This window comes from Sphingopyxis sp. (genome assembly GCF_036261875.1).
In the GTDB taxonomy this organism is placed as follows: Bacteria; Pseudomonadota; Alphaproteobacteria; order Sphingomonadales; family Sphingomonadaceae; genus Sphingopyxis.
Window position 1 is genome coordinate 264,797 of the sequence record NZ_DATAJZ010000025.1, and the last position, 24,537, is coordinate 289,333.

The following is a 24,537-nucleotide window of genomic DNA, read 5'->3' on the forward strand; positions in this document are numbered from 1 at the left end:
ATCAGGCCGTCAGCGCGGCCACCAGTGCCTTGACCTTCGCCTGCCGCCATTGCGGCGTCGGCGCGACGAGCCAATAGCCGCGGCTGACCGCGAAAGACTCCCGCACCAGGCGGACGCGGCCCGACGCGATGTCGGCTTCGGCGAGCATCGCGGGGACGTTGGCAAGGCCGAGGCCGTTGGCGGCGGCGTCGATCGCCAGCCCCGCATCGCCAAGGCGCAGCGCGGGCTCGCCGTCGTCGACGGGGCAGCCGGGCCAGGCGATCCGCGTGTCGCTTTCGGCACCGGGTCCGGCGACGGTCACCATCGCGGGCTCGGCGAGCGGAACGCCCTCATGCTCGCCGGCGCCGTCGGTCCAGAAGATCGCGAGGTCGAGGTTCGCTTCGGTGAAATCGATCCCGCCGTCGGCCGAAACGAGCGTGAAGCGCACGTCGGGCGCTTGCTGGCTGTAGCGCGCGAGCCGCGGCGCGAGCCATTTGGCGGTCAGGTCGCGCGGCGCGGCGATCGTCAGCGACTGCGACGATTGCCCCGCCTGCATCGCGCGCACCGATTCCTCGAACTGGAGGAAGCCCTGCCGCAGCGCGTCGAGCCCCGCTTCGGCTTCGCCGGTCAGCTCGAGCCCCTTGGGCGTGCGGCGAAAGAGGACGACGCCGAGCATATCCTCGAGCGCGCGGATCTGTTGGCCCACCGCGGCGGGGGTTACCGCGAGCTCGTCGGCGGCGCGCGTGAAGCTGAGGTGCCGGGCAGCGGCATCGAAGACGCGCAGGGCGTTCAAAGGCAGATGGGTGCGCTTCATGATGCGGTCGCGGGCGCCTGGAGCGGGAATTGCGGGATCGCGACGAGCATCTGCGACCCGTCGCCCATTTCCATCGTATAGCTGCCGACCATCGATCCTTCGGGGGTTGGGAGCGGACAGCCCGAGACATAGTCGAACGCACCGCCGGGGGCGATCAGCGGCTGCTCACCCACGACGCCCTCTCCCTCGACCTCGCTCACCTGGCCGCGGCCGTCGCTGATCCTCCAGTGGCGCGTCAGCAGTTGGGCGGCGACGTCGCCGTGATTTTCGACCCGAACATGATAGGCCCAGAACCAGCGCCCGAGTGCCGGATGCGACTGTTCGGGCAGATAGCTGACCGAAACGCGCACGGTGATCGGCCCCGTGGTCGCCGCAAAAGGGAAGAAGGAGTCGATCATTTCCACCCTAGCGTCGCTCAAAGCCCGACGCGGGTCAATGCCTGGTCCAGATCGGCGATCACGTCGCGCGGATCCTCAAGCCCGATGTTGATGCGCAACATCCCTTCCTCGACCCCCATGTCGAGCCGCGCCTCGGGGCTGACCCCGTAATGGGTGGTCGTCCAGGGGTGGCAGCAGAGGCTGCGCGCGTCGCCGATATTGTTGCTGATGTCGACGAGTTCGAGCGCGTTCAGGAACGCCATCGCCTGCGCCGCGCCGCCATCGAGGACGAAGGCGAAGATCGGGCCGCAATCGTCCATCTGGCTCATCGCCAGATTGTGCTGCGGGTGACTCGCCAACCCCGGATGAAGGATGCGGGCGACGCGCCCCTCGATCGCCTTGCCGACCGCCAGCGCATTCTCCGACTGACGTCGCGCGCGCAGGTCGAGCGTTTCGAGGCCCTTGAGCACCACCCAGGCGTTGAACGGCGACAGGTTCGGCCCGGTGTTGCGCTGGAACGGCAGCAGCACGTCGTTGATGAATTTTTCGGTTCCGCAGACCGCGCCGGCGAGCACACGGCCCTGCCCTTCCATCAGCTTGGTCGCCGAATATGCGACGACGTCGGCGCCGAAATCCATCGGGCGCTGAAGGACCGCGGTCGCGAAGGCGTTGTCGACGACGCTGGTGATGCCGTGCGCCCGGGCAAGGCCGCAGACATGCTTCATGTCGACGATGTCCATCGTCGGGTTCGCAGGCGTTTCGAAGAAGAAGACTTTCGTATTTGACTTGATGGCCTTTTCCCAGGCGTCGTTGTCGCGGCCGTCGACGACGGTGGTCTCGATCCCGAAGCGCGGACACAGGCTGTCGACCAGCCAGCGGCACGAGCCGAAGGCGGCCTTCGCCGCGACGATATGGTCGCCCGCCGAAAGCTGGCACAGCAGCGCAGTCGTCATCGCCGCCATGCCGGTCGCCTGGACGCGGCATGCCTCCGCCCCTTCCAGCAGCGCGATCCGCTCTTCGAGCATCGCGACGGTCGGGTTCTGGAGGCGCGAATAGGTCATGCCCTGTTCGTCGCCGGAGAAGCGCGCCGCGACTTCCTCGGCGCTCTCATAGGTGTAGCCCGAGGTCAGAAAGAGCGCTTCGGACGTCTCGCCATGCTCGCTGCGCCAGGTGCCGCCGCGCACCGCCTGCGTCGCGGGGTGCCAGCCCCGCGTCGTGTCGCGATCGAAACCCGTTTTCTTCTTCATATGCCTGTCCGCTCTAGTCGTTCAAAGCCGCGACGACCGCGTCGCCGAGCGCCGTCGTGCTCATCGTCCCGCCAAGATCGGCGCCGCGCGCACCGTCCGCCAGTATTTTCGCGACCGCCGCCTCGATCCGCGCCGCGCTTGCTTCGTCGTCACCCGAATGGCGGAGCAGCATCGCGAGCGACAGGATCATCGCGAGCGGGTTGGCGATGCCCTTGCCCGCGATATCGGGCGCGCTGCCATGGATCGGCTCGTAAAGCCCCAGCTTGCCATCGCTCAGCGACGCCGAAGCGAGCAGGCCGATCGAGCCGACGCACATAGACGCCTGATCGGAGAGGATGTCGCCGAACAAATTGCCGGTGACGACGACGTCGAACTGGCCGGGGTTGCGCACAAGCTGCATCGCGGCATTGTCGACATACATGTGCGACAGCGCGACATCGGGATAGTCGGCCGCGACCTCGACCACCACGTCGCGCCAGAGCTGCGAGGTTTCGAGGACATTGGCCTTGTCGACCGAGCACAGGCGCTTCTGGCGGCCCTGTGCGGCGCGGAAGGCGACGTGGGCGATGCGCCGCACTTCGCTTTCGCTATAGGCCATGACGTCATAGCCCTCGCGCTCGCCGGTCGCGGTAGTGCGGGTGCCCTTTTCGCCGAAATAGACGTCGCCGTTGAGTTCGCGGACGATCAGCAGGTCGATCGCCGACGCGACCTCGGGGCGCAGTGCGGAGCTGTCCTCCAGCCCCGCGAACAGCTTGGCTGGGCGCAGATTGGCGAACAGGCCGAGTTCGGAGCGCAAGCCAAGAATCGCCTGTTCGGGACGCAGATGGCGCTCGACGCTGTCGAAACGCGGATCGCCGACCGCGCCGAACAGAATGGCATCGGCGGCCTTGGCCTTGGCGAGCGTTTCGGGCGGGAGCGGGTGGCCGGTCGCTTCATAAGCCGCCCCGCCGACCAGCGCGCGGTCGAGCGTGACGGGCAGCGCCAGCGCCGCAAGCACCTTCTCCGCCTCCGCCATGATCTCAGGACCGATACCGTCGCCAGCGAGCAGCAGGATTTTCAATATTTCGCCCTTCCGAAAGCAGCAGGAGCATCCAAAACACCGTGTCCCCGCGAAGGCGGGGACCCATCATCTGCCGGTTCCAGACAGAGCCCACCGGAGATGGGCTCCCGCCTTCGCGGGAGCACGGGACTTGATACCCAAAGACGCTGCCGCTCTAGACAGCGGCCGCGAGTCACGCAACCGCCCTGCCCAGTCGGCTGACCAATCTTTCCCTTACGGTGAGCAAGTCGCGGTTTCGCCCGTCGAGGACGTCGCGGTCGAGAAAGTGGCCGGTGATCGCCAGCGCGTCGAGGACGTCTTCCGTCGAGGGATTGCTATCGTGGCCGCGCAGGAAGGGCGGCAGGCGAAACAATCGCTCTTCATAGCCCGCGGCTGCCCCGATACTGACCGCTCCCCCCGATCGCGGGCTGACGAAGGCGAGATTGTCCGCCGAACCCGTCGCGACGCATTCCTCGAGATTCAGCCCGAAACCCAGTTCGGCAAGCAGCAGCAGTTCGTAACGCGCGTGCGCTGCCGCCCACTGCCGCGCCGAGGGCGCCACCCCGATCGCGTCGAGGACGGCGGCCAGCGCCACGTAAAGCGCGGGATAGGGCTGGCCTTCGGGCAGCGTCGCGGCGGTCAGGCCGGTTACCCAGTCGATCGCCGCCGCCGCCAGCGGTTCGGCGAGCAAGGGTGCGCGGCTCGTGAGCAGCTCAGCCGTCGCGCTGCCGAGTTGATCTTCGGTGCGCGCGCGCAGTTCGAGCGCGATGGCATTGCCCGGCACCAGGATCGGCCGCAACCGCCGCGAGCGGCCGCCGCGCACATAGCCCGCAACGAGCCCCGCCTGCTGCGTCAGCGCGCGCAGGATCGCGCCATGCTCGCCATGCGCCCGCACCGCGCAGACGATCGCCTCGGCGGTCAGGACGGCCAAAGCACCATCTGCGTCTGCGTCACCAGCGCGACCTCGGCGCCTTCCTCGGTGCGGATGCGCGTCTGCCACACCGACAGCCTTTTGCCGGTCTTGACCGGCGTCGCTTCGCCGACGAGTACCGATCCGACCGGACCGCCGCCGAGAAAATTGGTCTTGCTCTCGATCGTCGTCGTGCCGCTCGCGCCCTCGGGCAGCGTCAAAAAGGCGCCGACCGCGCCGAGGCAATCGGCAAAGGCCATGATCGCGCCACCGTGGACGATGTTGCCTGCGGTGCAGATGTCGGGACGCACCGGGAGCTTGCCCGCGACGCGATCCTTGCTGCCTTCGTGGATGGTGACGCCCAATGTTCCGGCCAGCGGCATCATCGCGGTGAAATCCATCTATCCTCTCCTTCTGTTCCGTCACCCCGGCGAAGGCCGGGGTCTCATCCTATCGCCATGACGCACCGGCGAGATCCCGGCCTTCGCCGGGATGACGAACGGTTAGCCCCCCGGATTGTAGAAATCATACACCGCCTGCGCGACCCCCGCGCTGACGCCGGGCGCCTTCTTCAAATCCTCCAGGCTCGCGCCGCGGATCGCGCGGGCGGTGCCGAAATGCATCAGCAGCGCCTTCTTGCGCGCCGGGCCGATCCCCGGCACCTCGTCGAGCGGCGAGCTTCCCATTGCCTTCGCGCGCTTCTGCCGATGCGCACCGATCGCGAAGCGGTGTGCCTCGTCGCGCAGCCGCTGGATGTAGAAGAGCACGGCATTGTTCGTCGGCAGGGTGAATTCGCGGCCGTCGGGCAAGTAGAAGGTCTCGCGCCCCGCGTTACGGTCCGGCCCTTTCGCGACCCCGACATAGGGCAGATCGTCGATGCCGAGTTCGGCGAACACCGCCGAGACCGCCGACACCTGCCCCTTGCCGCCGTCGATCAGCACGAGATCGGGCCATTCGCCCTTCGTCCGCTCCGGGTCTTCTTCCAGCGCGCGCGCGAAGCGGCGCTGGAACACCTCGCGCATCATCGCGAAATCGTCGCCGGGCTGCGTCTCGGCACGCTTGATGTTGAACTTGCGATAGGCGCCCTTGATCCAGCCCTCCGGGCCCGCGACGACCATCGCGCCGAGCGCGTTGGTGCCCTGAATATGGCTGTTGTCGTAGATTTCGATGCGCTGCGGCACGTCCTCCAGATCGAACAGATCGGCCAGTTCGCGGCCCAGCTTCGCCTGGCTGCTGCTCTCGGCGAGCCGCCGGTCGAGTTCTTCTCCGGCGTTGCGCACCGCTTGCTCGAGCAGGCGCCTGCGGTTGCCGCGCTGCGGCACGCTGATCTCGACCTTGCGCCCCGCCGTCTCGCCCAGCGCCTCGGCGAGCAGCGCGCTTTCGTCGGGCTCGCCGTCGACGAGGATCAGTTTCGGCGGCGGCACGCCTTCGTAGAATTGCATGAGAAAGCTCGCCATCACCTCCTCCTCGGGCACGCCGGCGACGTGCGCGGGGAAGAAGCTGCGATGCCCCCAATTTTGCCCACCGCGGATGAAGAAGCCCGCGATGCAGAGCTGCCCGCCCTTCGCGGCCAGCGCGAAGACGTCGGCATCGCCGAGCCCGTCGGCGTGGACCGACTGGCTTCCCTGGATGAAGGTCAGCGCCTTCAGCCGGTCGCGCAGCACCGCGGCCTGCTCGAAATCCATCGCCTCGGCCGCCTTGGTCATCGCATCGCCAAGGCGTTTCTGGACGGCGGTCGAGCGGCCCTCGAGGAAATCCTGCGCGTCGCTGACCAGCGCGGCATAATCCGCCTTGCCGATGCGGTCGACGCACGGTGCCGAGCAGCGGCGGATCTGGTAGAGCAGGCACGGCCGCGAGCGGTTGGCGAAGAAACTGTCGGTGCAGCTGCGCAGCAGGAAGGTTTTCTGCAGCGCGTTGAGCGTGCGATGCACCGACCCCGCGCTCGCGAACGGTCCGTAATAGCGTCCCTTCGCGCGCCGCGCGCCGCGATGCTTCTGCACGCGCGGGAAATCATGGTCCATGCGGAGCAGGATGAAGGGAAAGCTCTTATCGTCGCGCAGCAGGACGTTGTACGGCGGGCGGTAGCGCTTGATGAGCTGCGCCTCGAGCAGCAGCGCCTCGGCCTCGCTCGTCGTGGTGACGATCTCCATCGCGCGCGTCTGTGCGACCATCCGCTGGAGCCGCTGCGGCAGCCGCGCGACTTGCGTGTAATTGGTGACGCGGTTCTTGAGCGCGCGCGCCTTGCCCACATAAAGCACGTCGCCGCGCGCATCGAGCATCCGATAGACGCCGGGGCGCACCGGCAATTTGCGCACGACGCTGCGAATCGCCTCGGCGCCGCGTTCGAGGTCGGGCTTGTCGGCGCCCTCGCCTTCGCCGCGGACGACATAGGTGGCTTTTTCCTCGTTGAATCTGTCGGGGGCGTTGGGGCGAGCCATGAATTTGCATGTAGGCGAAGGCGATGCGCCCCGCCATAGTGCGCGCGGGAAAACATCGGAGGGGTCGCTATGGACATAAGCGGAAAGCTGGCGCTGGTCACCGGCGGCAGCGACGGGATCGGGCGCGAGATCGCGCTGCAATTGCAGGGCGCGGGCGCCGAGGTGATCGTCACCGGGCGCTCGGTAGATAAATTGCAGGCGATGGCTGGGCTGGGTTTCGGGACGATCGCGAGCGATCTTTCGACACCTGAAGGCGTCGATGCGGTCGTGAACGGCGTCGCTGGCAAGCCGCTCGCGCTGCTCGTCAACAATGCCGGGGTCGGCAGCGATTATGAGCTCGACAAGCCCGAGACGCTCGACAGCGCCGCGCACTGCATCCGCACCAATCTCGACGCGCCGATTGCGCTCTGCACGCGGTTGCTGCCGGTGCTGCGCGCACAGCCCGAAGCGGCGATCGTCAATGTCACGTCGGGTCTTGCTATCGCGCCGCGCGCGGGCGGATCGGTCTATTGCGCGACCAAGGCGGGACTGCGCAGCTATACGCAGGCGATCCGGCACCTGCTGAAGGACAGCAATGTCCGGGTGATCGAAGCGCTGCCGCCGGTGGTCGAAACCGGCATGACGGCGGGCCGCGGGGGCAAGAAGATGAGCGCGCATGATTGTGCCGCCGAAATCGTCCACGGCATCCGCACTGGCCGGCGCGAGGTCAATGCCGGGATGGTGAAGCTGTTGCAGTTCGTGCACAGCATCTCGCCGGCGCTCGCGCGGCGGATGATGCTGCGGTTTTGAGGGGCGGCCGCTCTACGCAGGAAACGGTATTTCTCAACCTTCGTCATTCCCGCGAAAGCGGGAACCCAGTGTGGGGTTAGCCGACGCACGCCCTGGGTTCCCGCTTTCGCGGGAATGACGAAGGGGGAGAGGCAGAATGTTGCTTATCAGCCGATAGCGGACATCACGTCCCTCACACAGCAAAACGCCCGCGGAAATCCGCGGGCGCCTTGTTTCAGCGAAGCCGGAAAATTCAGCCCTTGGCGACCGCCGCGATGGCGTTGTCGACCAATGCCTTGTCGGCCTTGGCGTCATGCTTGTCGGCGATCAGCTTTGCCGCCGCCTCGGTCGCCGCCTTGGTCGCCGCGGTGCGGACTTCGGTCAGCGCCTGAGCTTCGGCCGCGGCGATGCGGTCTTCGGCCATCTGCTTGCGGCGCGCGATCAGCGCGGTGGCGTCGGCCTTGGCCTTGGCGACGAGCGCTTCGGCTTCGGTTTCGGCGCGGGTGCGCAGCTCGTCGGCTTCCTTTGCCGCGCGGGCGAGCTTGGCTTCATATTCGGCCTTGAGCGATTCGGCGTCGAGGCGAAGCTGCTCGGCTTCGCTGAGCTGCTTCGCGATCGCGGCGATCTTGCCATCAAGCATCGCGCCGATCGCGGCGGGTGCCTTTTTCCAGATCAGGACGACGAAGAAGATCGTCATCGCCAGCGCGACCCACCAGCTCGGCGACGACCAGAGCGCGCCCGCGGGCTCGGCGCCGTGCGCCGCTTCGGACAGGATCAGTTCAACCATGGAGCACCGCCTTCACCGCCGCCTTGGCGTCCGCCGCCGCGACTTTTACGCCCGACAGCTTGGCGACCAGATCGGCCGAGGCTTCGGCCGCGACCGATTCGATTTCCGCCATCGCCGACTTGCGCGCCGCCGCGACGTCGGCCTCAGCCGCCGTCATCTTGTCGGACAGTTCGGCATCGACCTTTGCGAGACGCTTTTCGGCGTCGCGCGCGGCCTTGTCCTTCGCGTCCTGCACCGCCTTTTGCGCCCCGGCGCGCGCGGCGTCGTTCTGCTGGCGATACTGGCTTTCCAGATCATCCGCACGCGCATGGGCTGCCTTCGCGGCCGCGAGGTCGTCGGCGACCTTGCGATCGCGCGCATCGACGGTGGCCTCGATCTTCGGATACATGCCGAGACCGACCACCACGAAGACCGCGCCGAAAATCAGCGCGAGCCAGAAGAGCTGCGAGGCGAGATACCAGTTTTCCGCCAGCTGGTTGATCTGTGGCATAAGTTTTCTTCCGATTGACGTCGAACCGATGCGTGCGTCGAACGCAGCGCATCGCAAGCGCGGCCGCACGTCCAGCGATCAGGCCGGACAGCGCGGCGCCGGCGTCAGGCCGCCTTCAGATAGAGAAGGATGGCGATCAGGAACGACAGCAAGCCGAGAAGTTCGGCGGCCGCGAAGCCGATGAACAGGCGGCCCTGCTGGCCGTCGGCCGCCGCCGGATTGCGCAGCGCGCTTTCCAGGAAGCTGCCGAAGACATTGCCCACGCCGATCGCGGCCATGCCGGCGCCGATCGCGGCGAGACCGGCACCGATGAGCGTCGCTGCTTGTGCGTCCATGAAATTAACTCCTTAGATAAAGATTGGGGTGATTAGTGAAGGTTGACCGCGTCGTTGATATAGAGCGAGGTCAACAAAGCGAAAACATAAGCCTGGATGCCCGCGACGAGCAGTTCGAGCGCGCTGATGCCGATCATCAACGCCATGCTGGCGAGGCCGACCGGGAGGCCGATCGCGGCCCCGGCGCCCGAGCTCTGGACGATGAAGTTGGCGAACACTTCGAGCAGCACATGCCCGGCGGTCATCGCGACGAACAGTCGCAGGCCGAGGCTGAACGGGCGCACCATGAACGACACGAACTCGATGGGCGCGATGAACGGGATCATCGGCCACGGCGTGCCGTGCGGGACGAAGAGCGAGAAGAAATGCAGACCGTGGCGCCAGAAGCCGACGACGAGGACGATCGCAAAGGAAAGAACCGCGAGCACGCCGGTGATGGTGAAGTGGCTCGTGACCGTCAGCGGATGCAGGCCACCGAGCGCAAAAGGCACCATTCCCAGGATGTTGCAGAACAATATGAACATGAAGAGTGAAAAGACATAGGGCGTATATTTGCGCCCTTCGGACCCGATGTTCGTCGACATCATCGACGAGATGAATCCGGTGAAGCCTTCGACCGCCATCTGCCAGCGGCCCGGAACGAGCTGGCGCTTCATGCCGCCGAGCATGAACAGCCACAGGATGATCGCCGCCGCCGCCATCCAGACCGCGCTGGTGGTCAGCCAGACCTCGCGTCCGTCGATCGCGAACAGTTTCGCGATCGGTTCGACGGTGAACTGGTGCATCGGGTCGAATTTACCGGCCTCAGCGGACACGCGCGTCACTCCAAAATACGTCCCGGCGCCTTGCGCCACCGGGCTGAACCTGACCTATTCCGAACCGTTTTTGCTGCGCGAGGCCGCATTGGCGATCCGAAAGATGTTCCTGAAGGCGACGATGATCCCGAGGGCCAACATCCCCAACAAACCCCAAGGCGAAGTATCGGCGAAACGGTCGATCAGCCATCCGATCAACGCCCCGCCGAGCAAACCACCCAGCAATTCGGCCAATACCCGGTTGCCGAGCCGGTAATTGGCGTCGGCTTCGGGTGGATTGACCCCGCTCCGCTTCGCTTCTGCGGCTTCGGCCCGGTCCAATCGCTCTTCGAGCGAGACCAGGCGCGAATCCTCCGAAGTGTGTTCCGGATCGCTGCCATTCTCCGTCATCTTGCGCCATCCTCCTGAAACAAAATCGGAATATTCCGATTCCGCCCGCGAAAAAAGGCCCGAAAATTCGGGAGACCCCTAAGGCGCGGCCCGTTTAGGAATGCCGCCCCGCGAAGTCAATGCTTCTGCTGCGGCGCGCAAAAATGCCGCCGCGTTTAGGGGCGCGGCGGCATATGCGGCCCGGAAGCCGCCTTGTAGATCGTCTCGTTACGGGCAGCGCGTATCGCGCACCGGCGGGCTTGCGTCGCGGGTCAGCCAGCGACCGTCGGGCGCCTTGTATTTCTCGCCCGGCTTGGTCTTCGCGATCAGGTTGCAGCCGGTGACGAAAGCGAACTGCTCGACCGTGCTGCCCTGCGGTGCACCGCTGGTATAGGCAGCCTTGCGCTTGATGTTGATGTCGGTGACGAGCTGGCGCACCGCCGGGGTCGGGGTCGAGACGAAGCCCAGATAGCCGGTGGGTTCCTCGCCGATCTGTCCGGCCGAGCGCGCCGCTTCATAGGCGGGATCGCGCTGCGCCATTGCCGAGGGCACGACCATGCCAATCGCCGCCGTTGCCGCAATCGCGGCCATCGCCCAGCCCGCCGGTTTCCACTGTTTCACCATCATCATTCCTATCTCGTCAGAATATGCCGCTATTCTGCTCAATGAGCTTCTTGGCATCACCATCCAGCTTGTAAACGATTTCCTGCTTGATGTTGATATTCAGGTTGATCTCGATCGGCTTGTCGGGGGTCGCGATCTGGACGCAGCCGCCCAGCATCGCCGCTCCCGCCATGATCATCCACCGATCGCCGATACCCGGCCTCCTTGCTTCCTTTGTCCTGCTCTTCATCGCACGGGCTCGCTTTCTGGGGGCTGAACGGTTGGAGAGGCGCCGGATGTCGCCGCTTCCTGCTCTTCTATCAATCTCGACAAATTCTGCTCGATCCAGACCGACGGGTCGTACAGCCCCTTGGCCGATGTCACCAATTGGCGGAAGGGCCCGGTGACCTTTATATTGAACACCAGCGGGATCTTCGCGATCTGTTTGGTCAGGAAATTGCGCGTTGCGCCCTCCCCCTGCCCCACGCCGCCGAAACGAATGTCGGTCACCATTTCCCCGTCGAGATCCCCGTTCAGGACGATCGTCAGATCGTCATATTTGAGGCTGCGCAGCGCACCAAAGGCAAAATTGGCGATCGTGCCGAGATTGTGATTCGACAATTCGCCGACATAGGCGATCGTACCGCCGCCCGAGCGCGCGTCGATGCGCCCGCCGCCGACGCGGCCGCCCAGCCCGTCGAACTCGACCGGCAGCGTCCCGTCGAATTTGCCGGTGGCGTTGATATTGTCGAAGCCGAACTGCTGGAGGAAGGTGGCGGCATCGACCCCGACGACATCGAAGCTGAGCCGGCGCGGCTGGTCGGCGGCGAAATCGAGCGTCGCGGGGTGCAGCAGCAGTTCGCCGCCCGCAAAGGGCCAGCGCCCGCCCTCGATGCGGACGCGATTGCCGCCGATGAGCTGATAGTCGATCGTGCCGTCGACGACGGGGATGCCGGGGTTGATCTCCTTGATCGACGCCGTCTGTCCCGGCGCCGAATGCAGGCCGATCAGATCGTCGAAGCTCAGCGTCGCGGTCAGCCCGGTGACGGGGCCGAATGCGGCCGCGAGGTCGGTATTGGCGGTCGCAAAGGTGCCGCGGCTGGTGACGCCGTCCGCCGTCCAGTCGATCCGCCCGTCGCCAACCACCGTTCCCTGGACATTGGCGACGACGCCGAGTGCCAGCGGGGTCAGCATCGATGGCTGGAAATGGTCGTCGAAGCGGATTTCCTTGACGATCAGGTCGGCGCCGCCGGTGCCGTCGCCGAGCCGGTGGCGGATCACCGTGTCGAGAATCTTCACCCCCTTCTCGCGCTCGCTGAAGCCAGCGGTTGCTTCGATCGCGCCATCGGCGAAGCGCAGGCCCGCATCCTTGCTGATCAGCGGCGCGAAGCGTGCGGGCGCGGCCGCATCGGTCAGGAGCAGGCCGCCGTCGAGCGTCAGCGCGCCGCCCGCATAGCGCCATTGGCCCGCGATCTCGCTCATGTTGAGCGGAACCGCGCCGATCTTACCGCTGGCGCCGGCGAGGTCGCCGGTCATGCCGCCCGCCGCAGGCCGCCCCGTGATCCGACTAGCGGCGAAGCGAGTGACGCTGTCGCCCTCGCCGAGCCGGACGTCAGCGAGCGCCACCGTCCAGCGCAGCGAGGCAAGGTCGACCTCGGCGCCGCGCGCATCGAAAGCGAAAGGAGAGGCGCCGCTGGCACCGCGCAGCGCAAGCGACGGAATGCGGATCGCGCCGCGCAGTCCGTTTGGCCCGGCGCTGAGCAGCGGCGCGCCGTGGCGGCTGCACAGATCGATGCTGGTGCGGCCGAGCTTGAAGCCTGAAATCGCGATCCGCTCGGCGCCGACGCGGGTGCAGCCGCCATCGAGCGCCAGTGCGCCCGTGGCCGACAGCGCGCCGCTCAGCGGCACGGTCAGCCGCTCGACGCGCCCGCCAGCGAGCGGCCCCGACAGTTCGGCGCGCGTCGAAAAGCGCAGCAGGCCGCCGTTGCCCGAAAAGCGGATCGGCGCGAGCGCGAGCCGCGAACCCTCCGCGCCATAGGGCTCGAAGCGCGCGAGCCCGCTGATCACGCCGTCGCTGCGGCGATCGAGCGACAGCGATCCCGTCGGCAGGTCGCCGCCGCCGAGGGTCCAGCTTCCCAGCATCGTGACCGCGGGTGTCGGTGTTCCGAAGATATAGGCGATGCGGCTGTCGGGGTCGCCGGTAATGCGCGCGCCGCTGGTGCTGGCGATTGCGGGCGCGATCAATTCGATCCGCGCGCTCTGCCCCTCGCCCGCCAGCGCGAAACGCGTGGTGCCGCCGACATCGGCCAGCATGTGCGCGAGCGCGGCCGCGGCGCGTTTTGCGGGTGGGCCGAGCGGGGTGCCGTCAACAGCTTTCGCGCCATCGACGATCGCGCGCCGCAAGGCATCGCTGCCGCTCGCATGGGCGAAAGCGACGCGCCCTTCGAGCGCGGGCGCCGCGCGCCCGACTATACCCTTGGCATTGAGGGTGACGCTTTGCGCGGCAAAGCCGCTCCCGTGCAGCCGCGTCATGTCGGCATCGACCGTGAGGTTCGTGCGGTCGGCGGTACCCGAAAAACCAGCTTTCACGCCCAGCCGGTCGGCCACCACCGATCCCGCCGCCAGCCGAGAGAGCGCGGCATCGGCGCTGCCTTTCCAGCTTTGCAAATTCTCCGATAGCGACAGGTCGAGCGCGATCTGCGGTGACACCGCCGTGACATTGCCATCCGCGCACCGCAGCGCCTTGGCGCGCAAAGGCCCTGTCAGACTAGGCCGCACGTCGCGCACGCGCACCGCGCCGTAAAAGGTCGTACCCGAGATCGCGCACCCCGCCGCCGCGAGATCGGGTGCGACAAGGGCCAGCTTTCCTGTGAAATCGCGGCGGAGGTTGCCGCGCCCATTCAGCGCCGCGCCGATATTACCCCATGGCGTTTCGACCCGCGCGCGCGCGTCGGTGAGCTCGGTGAACAGATCGGGCAAGGCGAAAGGGGTCGTGTCGGTCGGATCACGGAACTTGTCGAGCGAGCCGAGCGAAATCTGGCCGTCGACGAAACGGCCATAGAGCCGCACCCCGTCGGCGCGAATCCCCGCCACATAGGGGCCCGAAAAACCATAGCCGAGCGAGACTTCGACCGTTTTCGCGGTCAGGTCGGGCCGCGCCGGGTCGCCGATCACGAGGTTCGACAATCGTTCGCGCCGGAAACCGATCGCGTCGATCGTATAGCGTGCCGCTATGCCGCGATCGTCGAGCTGGTCGCGGATGACCCGATCGGCGATCGGCTCGCGCGCGAGCCATAACACGCCCGCAAGCGCGACGACCGCGCCCGCGGTCAGCCAGCGCTTCTTGAACAGGATCGTCCGCTTGTGCGGCCTCGGCGGCGGGCTATCGTCCGCCTCAGCCATGGGCGGACCACATGGATTGCAACCGAAAGGAAAAAGCGGCCAATGACGTCATGACGCTGATATTCGTTCCTCACGCGCCCCGTTCGGGCAAATAACGCCGAAATGGCGCATTTGGCTCCAGAAATAAGGACGTTGCCATAGGCCCGGAACCTTATGGCCGTTGAGTGCGCCCCACAAGCTGGTTATGCCCGCCCGATGGGGGAGGCGCCAGATCATGCGGGACATCGCGCGCGGTTGCGAACGCGGCTGCTCGGCGAGCCCGAGGGTATGGCCGATTACGAGCTGGTCGAATATCTGCTCGCGCTCGCGATCCCGCGCCGCGACACCAAGCCGCTGGCGAAGGCGCTGCTCCGCGAATTCGGCTCGCTCGCGCAATTGATCAGCGCTGATCCCGATGGGCTGCGCCGCGTCGACGGCATGGGCGACAGCGCGGTCGCGGCGTTGAAGATCGTGCAGGCGGCCAGCCTGCGGATGCTGAAGGGCGCGCTCAGCGACAAGCCGCTGCTGTCGAGTTGGGATGCGCTGCTCGACTGGCTGCGCGCCGACATGGGGCCAATCGACATCGAGCGGGTGCGCGTCCTCTATCTCAACTCGCGCAACATGCTGATCCGCGACGAGGTGGCGAGCGAAGGATCGATCGACCAGTCGGCAATCTATGTTCGCGAGGTGGTGAAGCGCGCGCTCGAACTCGGCGCGGCGGCGATCATCCTCGTCCACAATCATCCGAGCGGAAACGCCGAGCCGAGCCGGCAGGACATCGCGATCACCCGCGACATTGCCGAGGCGGCGGGAAAGCTCGGCATCGTCCTTCACGACCATATCATCGTCGGCGGCTCCGATTATCGCAGCCTGCGCGCGATGGGCCTGATCTGATCCGGCTTTACTTACCGGGACGGGTGCGACATCATCGGCGGATGCAGAATCGGCATCGCCATCTTCGATTCCGTTTTCACGGGGGTCAGCTTCTCGCGGGCATATAGCCCCGGGTTCCGGTGCGTCGCGCCCCGAGACCCGGGGCGAAATTTCCATTTTATCGGGTGGTGCAGCGCGCGGCGCTCCCACCCCTCCCCATTGCGGAAAGCCACACCATGACGACCCAAAGCAAGCCGCGCCGGCGGCCTTCCATCCACATGATCGATACCGAGGCCGACGCCCTGGCGGATCTGGCCGTCAGCGTCGAAAAGCGTATGCCGCAGGTCAGCGCGCTGCTGATCGATGAAATCGGGCGCGCGACGGTCCATAGCGCGAAAACCATGCCCCGCGACGTCGTTACCATGTCGAGCCAGGTCGAATTCGTCGATGAGGCCAGTGGCGAAACCCGGACGATCCAACTCGTCTATCCGCACGAGGCGGACATTGCGGCGGGCCGGGTCTCGATCCTCACCCCGGTCGGCGCCGGCCTGATCGGATTGCGGCAGGGGCAGTCGATCCGCTGGCCCGACCGCGATGGCCACGAACGCACGCTGTCGGTCGTCGGCGTCGTTCAGCCGGCGATCGCCAATTGATGCGCGCCATGCGAATGCGGCCGTCGGATCGCTCCGACGGCCGCGTCGTTCGCTCGCAAGGCGAGCCCGTTGTCAGGCGCCGCGGGTCAGGAAGCCGGTAAGCTCTTCCTTGCTGACCGCGCCCGACTTGTCGGCATCGGCCGCGGTCCACGCCTGTCCGACCCAGGTCTTGACCTGTTCCGATTCGGGGTCGACCGACGGCTCGGTCGCCGTGCGCAGCTTCTTCATCCAGGCCGCAAATTCTTCCTGGTTGAGGTCGTTGCTCTTGTCCGCGTCATAGGATGCGAACTCGCTGCTCACGATCTGCGCGATTTGCGCCGGGGTTGCGGCCGTTCCCGAGGGGGCGGGCTGCGCCGTGGCGTCGCCGGCGGGCGGCGCGCTCTCCGGCGTAGGGGCCGGGGTCGGCGCGGTCGTCGACGGGTCCGGCTGTTCGGTCGGCGGAGGCGCCGCGGGATCGGCAGGCGGGGTTTCCTGCGCGAAAGCGGGCATGCTTACGGCGGCCGCGCCGATGACAAGCATATGCTTCAGCATGATGAAATCTCCTGTTTACTGCGGCGGCGAATCGGGTTCGGCGGCAGGCTCATCCTGCTTGTCCGAATCCGGATCCTGCGTCGGCGTGGTCGTGCTGTCGGGGGCCGGCTGCGCCTTCTCGGTATCCGCTTTCTGGTCGGGTTCCGGGGCGGGATCGGTCGTCGTGGTCGGTTCCGCCGGGGGTTCCGACTGGGTCGGCGCCGGCTGATCGCTGGTGGGTTCCGTCTGCGCAAGGGCGGGGAAGCTGACAGCGGCGGCACCGATCAAAAGCACATATTTAAGCATCACTTCACTCCTGTTGCGGCGGGACCGATCCGGGCCTGCCGACTTTTCCAAAGGGGCATGAAAGCAACCCACCCGATTTGCCGAAAGTTGCGAAAGGCGGGCGATTGGCGAAACCGCCCGTCCCTGCTAGGGGGCGCCCCATCGCGTTTCCGAACGGATTCTGCGATGTCGCCCCAAAATTGAAAAGGAAATCCGATGGTTCCCCGTTATGCCCGACCGGAAATGACCGCGATCTGGTCACCGGAGAATCGGTTCCGCATCTGGTTCGAGATCGAGGCGCACGCGACCGATGCGCTCGCCGAGCTGGGCGTCGTCCCGCAATCGGCCGCGAAGGCGCTGTGGGACTGGTGGGCGACGGGCCCCACGATCGACGTCGCGGCGATCGACGCGATCGAGGCGGTGACCAAGCATGACGTCATCGCCTTTCTGACCTGGGTCGCGGAGAATGTCGGCGACGAGGCGCGCTTCATGCATCAGGGCATGACCAGTTCGGACGTGCTCGACACCTGCCTTGCGGTGCAACTCAGCCAGGCGGCCGACATCTTGCTCGCCGACCTCGACGCGCTGCTCGCGGCGATCAAGCGCCGCGCTTATGAGCATAAGCTGACCCCGACGATCGGCCGCAGCCACGGCATCCATGCCGAACCCGTCACCTTCGGATTGAAGCTGGCCGAGGCCTATGCCGAATTTTCGCGCTGCAAGCTCCGCCTTCAGGCCGCGCGCGCCGAGATCGCGACCTGCGCGATTTCGGGCGCGGTCGGCACCTTCGCCAATATCGACCCACGCGTCGAAGCGCATGTCGCGGCGAAGCTGGGCCTGACCGTCGAGCCGGTGTCGACGCAGGTCATCCCGCGCGACCGCCATGCGATGTTCTTTGCGGTGCTGGGTGTCGTCGCCTCGTCGATCGAGCGGCTTTCGGTCGAGGTCCGCCACCTCCAGCGCACCGAGGTGCTGGAGGCCGAGGAATATTTCTCGCCCGGCCAAAAGGGCTCGTCGGCGATGCCGCACAAGCGCAACCCGGTGCTGACCGAGAATCTGACCGGTCTCGCGCGCATGGTCCGCAGCGCCGTCACACCGGCGCTGGAGAATGTCGCGCTGTGGCACGAACGCGACATCAGCCATTCTTCGGTCGAGCGCTTCATCGGCCCCGACGCGACGATCACGCTCGATTTCGCGCTCGCGCGGCTGACCGGCGTCGTCGACAAGCTGCTCGTCTATCCCGAGCGGATGCAGAAGAATCTCGACCGTATGGGCGGGCTCGTCCATTCGCAGCGCGTGCTGCTTGCGCTGACGCAGGCGGGCGCGAGCCGCGAGGACAGCTATGCGCTCGTTCAGCGCAACGCGATGAAGGTGTGGGAAAGCGACGGAACGCTGTCGCTGCTCGACCTGCTCAAGAACGACGCCGACGTCACCGCGAAGCTGCCCTCCGACGAGCTGACCGCGCTGTTCGACCTCGGCTATCATATGAAGCATGTCGACACGATCTTCGACCGGGTGTTCGGTTGAACACGCTAGGGGGAGAGGGTGCAATTGTCCTCCCCGTCACCCCGGACTTGATCCGGGGTCCCGCTAAACGACGGCGGAAAGCGGGACCCCGGATCAAGTCCGGGGTGACGGGGAAAGCAAAATCATGCCGCACACTTAAAACTGCGTCACCACCGGGCATTCCACCCACTGGAAACGCACGCCGAACTCGCCTAGGCTGACAGCACGGACCAACGGAGGAGCAAGCCAAGTGGGAATCCTGCGGACGATCATCTGGGTCTTGCTGACCGCCGTGCTGGTCATCTTCGCGATGGCGAACTGGCGGGTCGTGACGGTGACCATCTGGCCCGGCTGGGAGGCCGAAACCAAGATGCCGCTCGTCATTCTCGCCTCCTTTCTGATCGGCGCGGTGCCGATGTGGGTGGCGCTGCGCACGACGCGATGGTCGCTGAAGCGCCGCCTCGACGGCAGCGAGCGACAGCTCGCCGACATGCGCGCGCTCGCCAATCGTCCGGTCGAGCCTGCGCCTGCTGCGGTGCCGGTGAACGACGTTTCGCCCGCCCCCACCGACCTTTTCCCGACGGACAAGCCATGACATCGCCCATCTATCTCGCCATCGACACTCCGCATCTCGACGCCGCGCTGACGCTGGCGCAGAAGGTGCGGCATCATGTCGGCGGATTGAAGCTCGGCCTCGAATTCTTCTGCGCCAACGGCCATCATGGGGTGCACGAGATGGCGAAGTTCGGCCTGCCGATTTTTCTCGACCTCAAGCTGCACGACATTCCCAACACCGTCGCCAAGGCGATTCAGGCGCTGCGCCCGCTCGAGCCCGCGATCCTGACCATCCATACCGCGGGCGGCCGCGCGATGATGGAGGAAGCGAAGGCGGCGGCGGGAACCGCCACCAAGGTCATCGGCGTCACCGTGCTGACCAGCCTCGACGCGCCCGACCTGGGCGACATCGGCGTCGGCGGCAATCCGCACGATCAGGTCGTCCGCCTCGCGGAACTCGCGCGCGCGTCGGGGCTCGACGGCATCGTCTGCTCGGGGCAGGAAGTGAAAGCGGCACGCAAGGCATGGCCCGGCGGCTTTTTCGTCGTCCCCGGTGTCCGCCCCGCGAACGGCAAGCCGGGCGATCAGAAGCGCGTCGTCACGCCGGCGCAGGCAATGACCGACGGCGCCTCGATCCTCGTCGTCGGACGCCCGATCAGCCAGTCGACCGACCCCGACCTCGCCGCCCGCGAGATCGAGGCGACGCTGTAAACACACGTTCATTCAACCATCGTCATTGCGAGGAGCCGAAGGCGACGAAGCAATCTCCAGCTATCGGGATTGTGTTACGCCGATGGCTGGAGATTGCTTCGCTTCACTCGCAATGACCTAAATGATCGAACCCTGATATATGCCCCCACTCGTCAAAATCTGCGGTCTTTCGACCCCCGAAACGCTCGACGCCGCGATCCGCCTCGGTGCGACGCATATCGGGCTCGTCCATTATGAGCCGAGTCCGCGCCACGTTGACCTGAAGACCGCGGCCGAGCTCCGCCAGCGCGCGCAAGGCAGGGTCAAGGTCGCGCTGCTGCTCGTCAACGCGTCGCAGCAACTCACCGGTGAGGCGCTGGGACAGGTGCGGCCCGACATCGTCCAGTTCCACGGCAACGAGACCCCCGAATGGCTCGCGGCGGCCAAGCGGCTGGTTCCCGCCGAGGTGTGGAAGGCGGTCGGGCTCGCCGACGCGGGGACGCTCGAACGCGTCCGCAAATATGACGGCGCCGCCGACCGCATCCTCTTCGACGCGCCCGCCGCGGCGCTGCCCGGCGGCACCGGCGCGCGCTTCGACTGGTCGCTGCTGAAGAATCATCGCCACACGATCGACTGGGGCGTCGCCGGCGGGCTGACCTCCGCCAATGTCGCGCAGGCGATCGCCGAGACCGGTGCGCCGCTCGTCGACGTCTCCTCGGGCGTCGAAAGCGCGCCGGGCGTCAAGGATGTGGACAAGATGGCGGCTTTCCTTAAAGCGGCGGGACGATGACACACGCACCCAACAGCCTTCGCACCGGACCGGACGAACGCGGCCATTTCGGCCAGTTCGGCGGCCGCTACGTCGCCGAAACGCTGATGCCGCTGATCCTCGATCTCGAACGCCATTATCGCGCCGCGCAGGCCGATCCGGCATTCAAGGCCGAGTTCGACTATCTGCTGAAACATTATGTCGGCCGCCCGAGTCCGCTGTGGTTCGCCGAACGACTGACCGCGCAGCTCGGCGGCGCGAAGATTTACCTCAAGCGCGAGGATCTCAATCACACCGGCGCACACAAGATCAACAATTGCATCGGCCAGATCCTGCTCGCCAAACGGATGGGCAAGACCAGGATCATCGCCGAAACCGGCGCGGGCCAGCACGGCGTCGCGACCGCGACCGTCGCGGCGCTGTTCGGCCTGCCCTGCACCATCTTCATGGGCGCGGTTGACGTCGCGCGGCAGCAGCCCAACGTGTTTCGCATGAAGCTGCTCGGCGCCGAAGTCGTCGCGGTCGAGAGCGGCGCGAAGACGCTGAAGGACGCGATGAACGAAGCGTTGCGCCACTGGGTCGCGAACGTCCACGACACCTTCTACATCATCGGCACCGTCGCGGGCCCGCACCCTTATCCCGAGCTCGTCCGCGACTTTCAGTCGGTGATCGGCAACGAAGCGCGCGAGCAGATCCTCGAAGCCGAAGGCCGCCTGCCCGACATGCTGATCGCGCCGGTCGGCGGGGGGTCGAACGCGATCGGTCTCTTCCACCCCTTCCTCGACGATCCGGAGGTCGAGATTGTCGGCGTCGAAGCCGCGGGCGAAGGCCTCGACGGCAAACATGCCGCCAGCCTCGCGGGCGGGCGCCCCGGCATCCTGCACGGCAACAAGACCTATCTGCTGCAGGACGAGGACGGCCAGATCACCGAGGCGCACAGCATCTCGGCGGGGCTCGACTATCCGGGCATCGGGCCCGAGCATAGCTGGCTGCACGAGATCGGCCGCGTCCGCTACGAACCTGTCACCGACGCCGAAGCGCTGGCGAGTTTCCAGAAGCTGACCAAGCTGGAAGGCATCATCCCCGCGCTGGAATCGGCCCACGCCATCGCCGCCGCCGAACGCATCGCGCCGACGCTGGGCAAGGACAAGGTCATCATCGTCAACTGCTCGGGGCGTGGCGACAAGGACATCTTCACGGTCGCTGACGCGCTGGGGGTGAAACTGTGACACGCTTCGCCGCCACCTTCGCCAAGCCGCGCCCCGCGCTCGTCACTTTCATCACCGCAGGCGACGGCGACACCGCCGCGAACCTCGATGCGCTCGTCGCGGGCGGGGCCGATGTGATCGAGCTTGGAATGCCCTTCACCGATCCGATGGCCGATGGTCCCGCGATCCAGGCTGCGAATTTGCGCAGCCTCGCCAAGGGGACGACGACCGCCGACATCTTCGCCATCGCCGCCGCTTTCCGCACCCGCCATCCGGGCACGCCGCTCGTCCTGATGGGCTATGCCAATCCGATGACGATCCGCGGCGCCGACTGGTTCGCGGCCGAATGCGCGAAGGCGGGCGTCGACGGCGTCATCTGCGTCGATATTCCGTCGGAAGAAGATGCCGAACTCGGCCCCGCGCTGCGGGCTGCGGGGGTCGACCTGATCCGGCTCGCCACCCCGACCACCGATGCGGCGCGCCTGCCCGACGTGCTGAACGGCGCGGGCGGTTTCCTCTATTATGTGTCGGTCGCCGGGATCACCGGGCTGCAGCAAGCGGCGCAGGCGAGCATCGAGGATGCCGTGGCGCGGCTCAAGGCCGCCACCGACCTGCCCGTCGCGGTCGGGTTCGGCGTCCGCACCCCCGATCAGGCCCGGCAGATTGCAAAAGTCGCCGACGGCGTTGTCGTAGGATCGGCCTTCATCGACATCATTGCGCAGCATGGCGACGCCGCCGCGCCGCATGTCGAAGCCTTCACCCGCACCCTCGCCGATGCTATTCACGGCGCAAAGGAGATCGCCGCATGAGCTGGCTCGACCGCGTTCGCAACGCCCTGCCCTTCACCGCCAAGCGCGATACCGCCGACAATCTCTGGCACAAATGCCGCCAGTGCCAGCAGATGGTGTTCGTCAAGGAGTGGGAGGATAATCTCAACGTCTGCCCGCGTTGCGACCATCACGACCGCATCGGCGCCAAGGAACGATTCGCGCAGCTTTTCGACGGCGGCATTCACGAACTCATCGCCTCGCCGCCGGCGCCCGAGGACCCGCTGAAGTTCCGCGACACCAAGAAATATGTCGACCGCATCAAGGCGGCGCGCGCGCAGACCGGCGACCGCGATGCCTATCAGAATGCGTTCGGCCGCATTTCGGGCCAGGGCGCGGTGATCGGCGTGCAGGATTTCGCCTTCATGGGCGGGTCGATGGGCGTCGCGGTGGGCGAGGCTTTCGTCACCGGGGTCGAACAGGCGATCAAGCGCGGCGTTCCCTATATCGCGATCACCGCTGCGGGGGGGGCGCGGATGCAGGAAGGCACGCTGTCGCTGATGCAGATGCCCCGCGCGACCGTCGCGCTCCAGCGCCTGCGCCGTGCGGGCCTTCCTTATGTGGTACTGCTCACCGACCCGACGACGGGCGGCGTCACCGCAAGCTATGCGATGCTCGGCGACGTCCAGATCAGCGAGCCCAAGGCGCTGATCGGCTTTGCCGGCCAGCGCGTGATCGAGAATACGATCCGCGAGAAACTGCCCGAAGGCTTCCAGCGCGCCGAATATCTGCTTGAGCATGGGATGATCGATATGGTGGTGCATCGCAAACAGTTGCCCGAAACGCTGGGGCGCCTGATCGGTTATCTGGCGCCGGAAAAGGCGGCGTAACTTCCTTCGTCATTGCGAGGAGCCGAAGGCGACGAAGCAATCTCCAGCCATCGAACCGCACCAGGCCGATAGCTGGAGATTGCTTCGCTCCGCTCGCAATGACGCCTATTCCAGAAGCGTCCCGAAATGCCCGACCACGCCCATAGCTCCGACCCCGCCGTGCAGGCGCAGCTCGATCGCCTCGCCGCGCTGTCGCCAGGGCGCGATATCCTCGGGCTCGAACGCATCACCGAACTTTGCGCGCGGCTCGGCGATCCGCAGGACAGGCTGCCGCCGGTGCTCCATGTCGCGGGCACCAACGGCAAGGGATCGACCTGCGCCTTCCTGCGTGCGGCGATCGAGGCCGAGGGGCTGACGACGCATGTCTATTCGAGCCCGCACCTCGTCCGTTTCAACGAGCGTATTCGGATTGCGGGCAAGCTGATCGACGACAGCCTGCTCGCCGCGCTGCTGGGCGAAGTGCTCGATGTTGCCGACGGACTGCAGGCGAGCTTTTTCGAGGTCACGACCGCGGCCGCTTTCCTCGTTTTCGCGCGAACCCCCGCCGATGCCTGCATCGTCGAAGTGGGACTTGGCGGACGGCTCGATGCGACCAATATCATCGCGCATCCCGTCGTCTGTGGCATCGCATCGCTCGGCATCGATCACGAAGCCTTCCTGCTCGCGCCCGAGGCGAATGTCCCCGCCGCGCCGCTCGATCGCATCGCCTTTGAAAAGGCGGGCATAGCCAAAGCCGGCGTCCCGCTGGTGACGCAGGCCTATCCGGAGACCGCGCGGGCGGAAATCGCGAAGCAGGCGGCAAAGGCCGGCGCGATGCTGCTCGATCGCGGGGGCGCATGGGAGGCCGCAGCCGACGACAAGGGCGTGCATTACCGCGATGCGCGCGGTGTGCTCGACCTGCCGCTGCCCGCCATGGCCGGTGCGCATCAGGCCGACAACGCCGCGCTAGCTGTCGCGATGCTCCGTCATCAGACGGTGTTGGCTATTTCCGACGACGCCTTTGCCGTATCGATGAAAACGGCGCGCTGGCCCGCGCGGTTGCAACGGCTCGGCGCCGGGCCGCTGACGGCCTTGTTGCCGCAGGGCCGATCATTGTGGCTCGACGGCGGGCATAATCCCGACGCCGGTGCGGCGCTTGCCAAAGCCCTGGCTGGCCAGCCGCCGCTCCACATCATCTGCGGGCTGCTCGCGAACAAGGATGCGGCGGGCTTTCTGCGCCCGATCGCCGACAAGATCGCCTCCTTTCAGGCGGTGCCGATTCCGGGTCACGAGCATCATGACCCACAGGAGCTATGCCGCCGGGTGCAGCGCGAGTTGGGCGTCGCCGATGTCCGCACTTGTCCTGATGTCGAAACCGCGCTGCGCCATATCGCAAACGACCGCGCACCCGCCGACGTGCTGATCTGCGGCTCGCTCTATCTTGCGGGCGTCGTTCTGAGCCTCAACCGCGAATGGCCGGCCTGACCCACCGTTGCGCGA

At 66.5% G+C, this 24,537-nt stretch carries 28 protein-coding genes; 11 read left to right on the plus strand and 17 right to left on the minus strand.

Translation table 11 applies throughout. From position 1 onward, the window contains the following. Position 1: 1 nt before the first annotated feature. The 7 genes from VHO04_RS12605 to uvrC form a co-directional block, all read right to left on the minus strand. On the minus strand, positions 2-793 hold the full coding sequence (locus tag VHO04_RS12605; RefSeq protein ID WP_329628599.1) for a LysR substrate-binding domain-containing protein: 792 nt from the start codon (positions 791-793) through the stop codon (positions 2-4). Beyond that, positions 790-1,191, minus strand: a complete 402-nt coding sequence (gene apaG, locus VHO04_RS12610) for a Co2+/Mg2+ efflux protein ApaG (RefSeq protein ID WP_257550117.1) — start codon at positions 1,189-1,191, stop codon at positions 790-792. Before apaG ends, VHO04_RS12605 begins: the two co-directional genes overlap by 4 nt. Positions 1,192-1,208: 17 nt before the next feature. Beyond that, on the minus strand, positions 1,209-2,417 hold the full coding sequence (locus VHO04_RS12615; RefSeq protein WP_329628600.1) for a trans-sulfuration enzyme family protein: 1,209 nt from the start codon (positions 2,415-2,417) through the stop codon (positions 1,209-1,211). Positions 2,418-2,430: 13 nt separating this feature from the next. Further along, positions 2,431-3,477 (minus strand): 3-isopropylmalate dehydrogenase, encoded by a 1,047-nt coding sequence (leuB, locus tag VHO04_RS12620; RefSeq protein ID WP_329628601.1) that lies wholly within the window; start codon positions 3,475-3,477, stop codon positions 2,431-2,433. Positions 3,478-3,649: 172 nt separating this feature from the next. Then, on the minus strand, positions 3,650-4,387 hold the full coding sequence (recO, locus tag VHO04_RS12625; RefSeq protein ID WP_329628602.1) for a DNA repair protein RecO: 738 nt from the start codon (positions 4,385-4,387) through the stop codon (positions 3,650-3,652). Then, entirely contained in the window at positions 4,375-4,767 is a 393-nt protein-coding gene (locus VHO04_RS12630; protein WP_329628603.1) for a PaaI family thioesterase, read from the minus strand. The genes recO and VHO04_RS12630 overlap by 13 nt, the downstream gene beginning before the upstream one ends. Before the next feature lie 102 nt (positions 4,768-4,869). Further along, on the minus strand, positions 4,870-6,804 hold the full coding sequence (uvrC, locus tag VHO04_RS12635; protein WP_329628604.1) for an excinuclease ABC subunit UvrC: 1,935 nt from the start codon (positions 6,802-6,804) through the stop codon (positions 4,870-4,872). Positions 6,805-6,873: 69 nt separating this feature from the next. Between uvrC and VHO04_RS12640 the strand changes: the two genes are divergently transcribed. Continuing rightward, positions 6,874-7,593 (plus strand): SDR family oxidoreductase, encoded by a 720-nt coding sequence (locus tag VHO04_RS12640; RefSeq protein WP_329628605.1) that lies wholly within the window; start codon positions 6,874-6,876, stop codon positions 7,591-7,593. 232 nt (positions 7,594-7,825) lie between these two features. Here the strand turns inward: VHO04_RS12640 and VHO04_RS12645 are convergent, their stop codons facing one another. The 8 genes from VHO04_RS12645 to VHO04_RS12680 all read right to left on the minus strand — a co-directional run bounded on the left by VHO04_RS12645 (position 7,826) and on the right by VHO04_RS12680 (position 14,373). After that, positions 7,826-8,359, minus strand: coding sequence for a F0F1 ATP synthase subunit B (locus VHO04_RS12645; protein ID WP_329628606.1), 534 nt, complete (start codon positions 8,357-8,359; stop codon positions 7,826-7,828). After that, on the minus strand, positions 8,352-8,849 hold the full coding sequence (locus VHO04_RS12650) for an ATPase (protein WP_297665679.1): 498 nt from the start codon (positions 8,847-8,849) through the stop codon (positions 8,352-8,354). The genes VHO04_RS12645 and VHO04_RS12650 overlap by 8 nt, the downstream gene beginning before the upstream one ends. 104 nt (positions 8,850-8,953) lie before the next feature. Continuing rightward, positions 8,954-9,184 carry a F0F1 ATP synthase subunit C gene (locus tag VHO04_RS12655; protein WP_067108963.1) on the minus strand — a complete coding sequence of 77 codons (231 nt, stop codon included), beginning with the start codon at positions 9,182-9,184 and terminating at the stop codon, positions 8,954-8,956. A gap of 32 nt (positions 9,185-9,216) precedes the next feature. Continuing rightward, positions 9,217-9,999, minus strand: a complete 783-nt coding sequence (locus VHO04_RS12660; protein ID WP_297665675.1) for a F0F1 ATP synthase subunit A — start codon at positions 9,997-9,999, stop codon at positions 9,217-9,219. 54 nt (positions 10,000-10,053) lie between these two features. Further along, positions 10,054-10,389, minus strand: a complete 336-nt coding sequence (locus VHO04_RS12665; protein WP_329628607.1) for an AtpZ/AtpI family protein — start codon at positions 10,387-10,389, stop codon at positions 10,054-10,056. A 207-nt stretch (positions 10,390-10,596) separates the two neighbouring features. Next, a complete protein-coding gene (locus VHO04_RS12670; RefSeq protein ID WP_297665671.1) occupies positions 10,597-10,998 on the minus strand; it encodes a YdbL family protein in 402 nt (133 codons plus the stop codon). 10 nt (positions 10,999-11,008) lie between these two features. Beyond that, positions 11,009-11,170 (minus strand): YnbE family lipoprotein, encoded by a 162-nt coding sequence (locus tag VHO04_RS12675; RefSeq protein ID WP_257550090.1) that lies wholly within the window; start codon positions 11,168-11,170, stop codon positions 11,009-11,011. Positions 11,171-11,217: 47 nt separating this feature from the next. Beyond that, positions 11,218-14,373, minus strand: a complete 3,156-nt coding sequence (locus tag VHO04_RS12680; protein WP_329628608.1) for a YdbH domain-containing protein — start codon at positions 14,371-14,373, stop codon at positions 11,218-11,220. Positions 14,374-14,568: 195 nt separating this feature from the next. Here VHO04_RS12680 and radC point away from each other — a divergent pair, with 195 nt between their 5' ends. Continuing rightward, positions 14,569-15,246 carry a RadC family protein gene (radC, locus tag VHO04_RS12685; RefSeq protein ID WP_329628609.1) on the plus strand — a complete coding sequence of 226 codons (678 nt, stop codon included), beginning with the start codon at positions 14,569-14,571 and terminating at the stop codon, positions 15,244-15,246. Positions 15,247-15,461: 215 nt separating this feature from the next. After that, positions 15,462-15,878 carry a nucleoside diphosphate kinase regulator gene (gene rnk, locus VHO04_RS12690; protein WP_329628610.1) on the plus strand — a complete coding sequence of 139 codons (417 nt, stop codon included), beginning with the start codon at positions 15,462-15,464 and terminating at the stop codon, positions 15,876-15,878. Positions 15,879-15,950: 72 nt separating this feature from the next. Here the strand turns inward: rnk and VHO04_RS12695 are convergent, their stop codons facing one another. Together VHO04_RS12695 and VHO04_RS12700 are read right to left on the minus strand one after the other, a co-directional pair. Continuing rightward, on the minus strand, positions 15,951-16,409 hold the full coding sequence (locus VHO04_RS12695; RefSeq protein ID WP_329628611.1) for a calcium-binding protein: 459 nt from the start codon (positions 16,407-16,409) through the stop codon (positions 15,951-15,953). A 15-nt stretch (positions 16,410-16,424) separates the two neighbouring features. After that, a complete protein-coding gene (locus tag VHO04_RS12700; protein WP_329628612.1) occupies positions 16,425-16,694 on the minus strand; it encodes a hypothetical protein in 270 nt (89 codons plus the stop codon). Positions 16,695-16,889: 195 nt separating this feature from the next. Between VHO04_RS12700 and purB the strand changes: the two genes are divergently transcribed. From purB to VHO04_RS12740, 8 genes are all read left to right on the plus strand, one after another. Beyond that, positions 16,890-18,200: an adenylosuccinate lyase gene (purB, locus tag VHO04_RS12705; protein WP_329628613.1), complete on the plus strand. Its 1,311-nt coding sequence runs from the start codon at positions 16,890-16,892 to the stop codon at positions 18,198-18,200. A 229-nt stretch (positions 18,201-18,429) separates the two neighbouring features. After that, positions 18,430-18,774, plus strand: a complete 345-nt coding sequence (locus VHO04_RS12710; protein ID WP_329628614.1) for a LapA family protein — start codon at positions 18,430-18,432, stop codon at positions 18,772-18,774. Continuing rightward, on the plus strand, positions 18,771-19,445 hold the full coding sequence (gene pyrF / locus VHO04_RS12715; RefSeq protein WP_329628615.1) for an orotidine-5'-phosphate decarboxylase: 675 nt from the start codon (positions 18,771-18,773) through the stop codon (positions 19,443-19,445). Before VHO04_RS12710 ends, pyrF begins: the two co-directional genes overlap by 4 nt. A gap of 139 nt (positions 19,446-19,584) precedes the next feature. Then, positions 19,585-20,214: a phosphoribosylanthranilate isomerase gene (locus VHO04_RS12720; protein ID WP_329628616.1), complete on the plus strand. Its 630-nt coding sequence runs from the start codon at positions 19,585-19,587 to the stop codon at positions 20,212-20,214. Further along, positions 20,211-21,422 (plus strand): tryptophan synthase subunit beta, encoded by a 1,212-nt coding sequence (trpB, locus tag VHO04_RS12725; protein ID WP_329628617.1) that lies wholly within the window; start codon positions 20,211-20,213, stop codon positions 21,420-21,422. The genes VHO04_RS12720 and trpB overlap by 4 nt, the downstream gene beginning before the upstream one ends. After that, complete coding sequence (trpA, locus tag VHO04_RS12730; RefSeq protein ID WP_329628618.1) at positions 21,419-22,210, plus strand: tryptophan synthase subunit alpha; 792 nt, start codon at positions 21,419-21,421, stop codon at positions 22,208-22,210. The genes trpB and trpA overlap by 4 nt, the downstream gene beginning before the upstream one ends. Beyond that, on the plus strand, positions 22,207-23,058 hold the full coding sequence (gene accD / locus VHO04_RS12735; protein ID WP_329628619.1) for an acetyl-CoA carboxylase, carboxyltransferase subunit beta: 852 nt from the start codon (positions 22,207-22,209) through the stop codon (positions 23,056-23,058). Before trpA ends, accD begins: the two co-directional genes overlap by 4 nt. A 126-nt stretch (positions 23,059-23,184) precedes the next feature. Next, complete coding sequence (locus VHO04_RS12740; RefSeq protein ID WP_329628620.1) at positions 23,185-24,522, plus strand: folylpolyglutamate synthase/dihydrofolate synthase family protein; 1,338 nt, start codon at positions 23,185-23,187, stop codon at positions 24,520-24,522. The last annotated feature ends 15 nt before the right edge of the window (positions 24,523-24,537 follow it).

What these genes read in the sequence shown, in the direction of transcription:
- VHO04_RS12605 (WP_329628599.1), bottom strand. Translation starts at nt 793, where the DNA reads ATGAAGCGCACCCATCTGCCTTTGAACGCCCTGCGCGTCTTCGATGCC.
- apaG (WP_257550117.1), bottom strand. Translation starts at nt 1,191, where the DNA reads ATGATCGACTCCTTCTTCCCTTTTGCGGCGACCACGGGGCCGATCACC.
- VHO04_RS12615 (WP_329628600.1), bottom strand. Translation starts at nt 2,417, where the DNA reads ATGAAGAAGAAAACGGGTTTCGATCGCGACACGACGCGGGGCTGGCAC.
- VHO04_RS12630 (WP_329628603.1), bottom strand. Translation starts at nt 4,767, where the DNA reads ATGGATTTCACCGCGATGATGCCGCTGGCCGGAACATTGGGCGTCACC.
- uvrC (WP_329628604.1), bottom strand. Translation starts at nt 6,804, where the DNA reads ATGGCTCGCCCCAACGCCCCCGACAGATTCAACGAGGAAAAAGCCACC.
- VHO04_RS12640 (WP_329628605.1), top strand. Translation starts at nt 6,874, where the DNA reads ATGGACATAAGCGGAAAGCTGGCGCTGGTCACCGGCGGCAGCGACGGG.
- VHO04_RS12645 (WP_329628606.1), bottom strand. Translation starts at nt 8,359, where the DNA reads ATGGTTGAACTGATCCTGTCCGAAGCGGCGCACGGCGCCGAGCCCGCG.
- VHO04_RS12650 (WP_297665679.1), bottom strand. Translation starts at nt 8,849, where the DNA reads ATGCCACAGATCAACCAGCTGGCGGAAAACTGGTATCTCGCCTCGCAG.
- VHO04_RS12655 (WP_067108963.1), bottom strand. Translation starts at nt 9,184, where the DNA reads ATGGACGCACAAGCAGCGACGCTCATCGGTGCCGGTCTCGCCGCGATC.
- VHO04_RS12665 (WP_329628607.1), bottom strand. Translation starts at nt 10,389, where the DNA reads ATGACGGAGAATGGCAGCGATCCGGAACACACTTCGGAGGATTCGCGC.
- VHO04_RS12670 (WP_297665671.1), bottom strand. Translation starts at nt 10,998, where the DNA reads ATGATGATGGTGAAACAGTGGAAACCGGCGGGCTGGGCGATGGCCGCG.
- VHO04_RS12675 (WP_257550090.1), bottom strand. Translation starts at nt 11,170, where the DNA reads ATGATCATGGCGGGAGCGGCGATGCTGGGCGGCTGCGTCCAGATCGCG.
- VHO04_RS12680 (WP_329628608.1), bottom strand. Translation starts at nt 14,373, where the DNA reads ATGGCTGAGGCGGACGATAGCCCGCCGCCGAGGCCGCACAAGCGGACG.
- radC (WP_329628609.1), top strand. Translation starts at nt 14,569, where the DNA reads ATGGGGGAGGCGCCAGATCATGCGGGACATCGCGCGCGGTTGCGAACG.
- rnk (WP_329628610.1), top strand. Translation starts at nt 15,462, where the DNA reads ATGACGACCCAAAGCAAGCCGCGCCGGCGGCCTTCCATCCACATGATC.
- VHO04_RS12695 (WP_329628611.1), bottom strand. Translation starts at nt 16,409, where the DNA reads ATGCTGAAGCATATGCTTGTCATCGGCGCGGCCGCCGTAAGCATGCCC.
- VHO04_RS12700 (WP_329628612.1), bottom strand. Translation starts at nt 16,694, where the DNA reads ATGCTTAAATATGTGCTTTTGATCGGTGCCGCCGCTGTCAGCTTCCCC.
- purB (WP_329628613.1), top strand. Translation starts at nt 16,890, where the DNA reads ATGGTTCCCCGTTATGCCCGACCGGAAATGACCGCGATCTGGTCACCG.
- pyrF (WP_329628615.1), top strand. Translation starts at nt 18,771, where the DNA reads ATGACATCGCCCATCTATCTCGCCATCGACACTCCGCATCTCGACGCC.
- VHO04_RS12720 (WP_329628616.1), top strand. Translation starts at nt 19,585, where the DNA reads ATGCCCCCACTCGTCAAAATCTGCGGTCTTTCGACCCCCGAAACGCTC.
- trpB (WP_329628617.1), top strand. Translation starts at nt 20,211, where the DNA reads ATGACACACGCACCCAACAGCCTTCGCACCGGACCGGACGAACGCGGC.
- accD (WP_329628619.1), top strand. Translation starts at nt 22,207, where the DNA reads ATGAGCTGGCTCGACCGCGTTCGCAACGCCCTGCCCTTCACCGCCAAG.
- VHO04_RS12740 (WP_329628620.1), top strand. Translation starts at nt 23,185, where the DNA reads ATGCCCGACCACGCCCATAGCTCCGACCCCGCCGTGCAGGCGCAGCTC.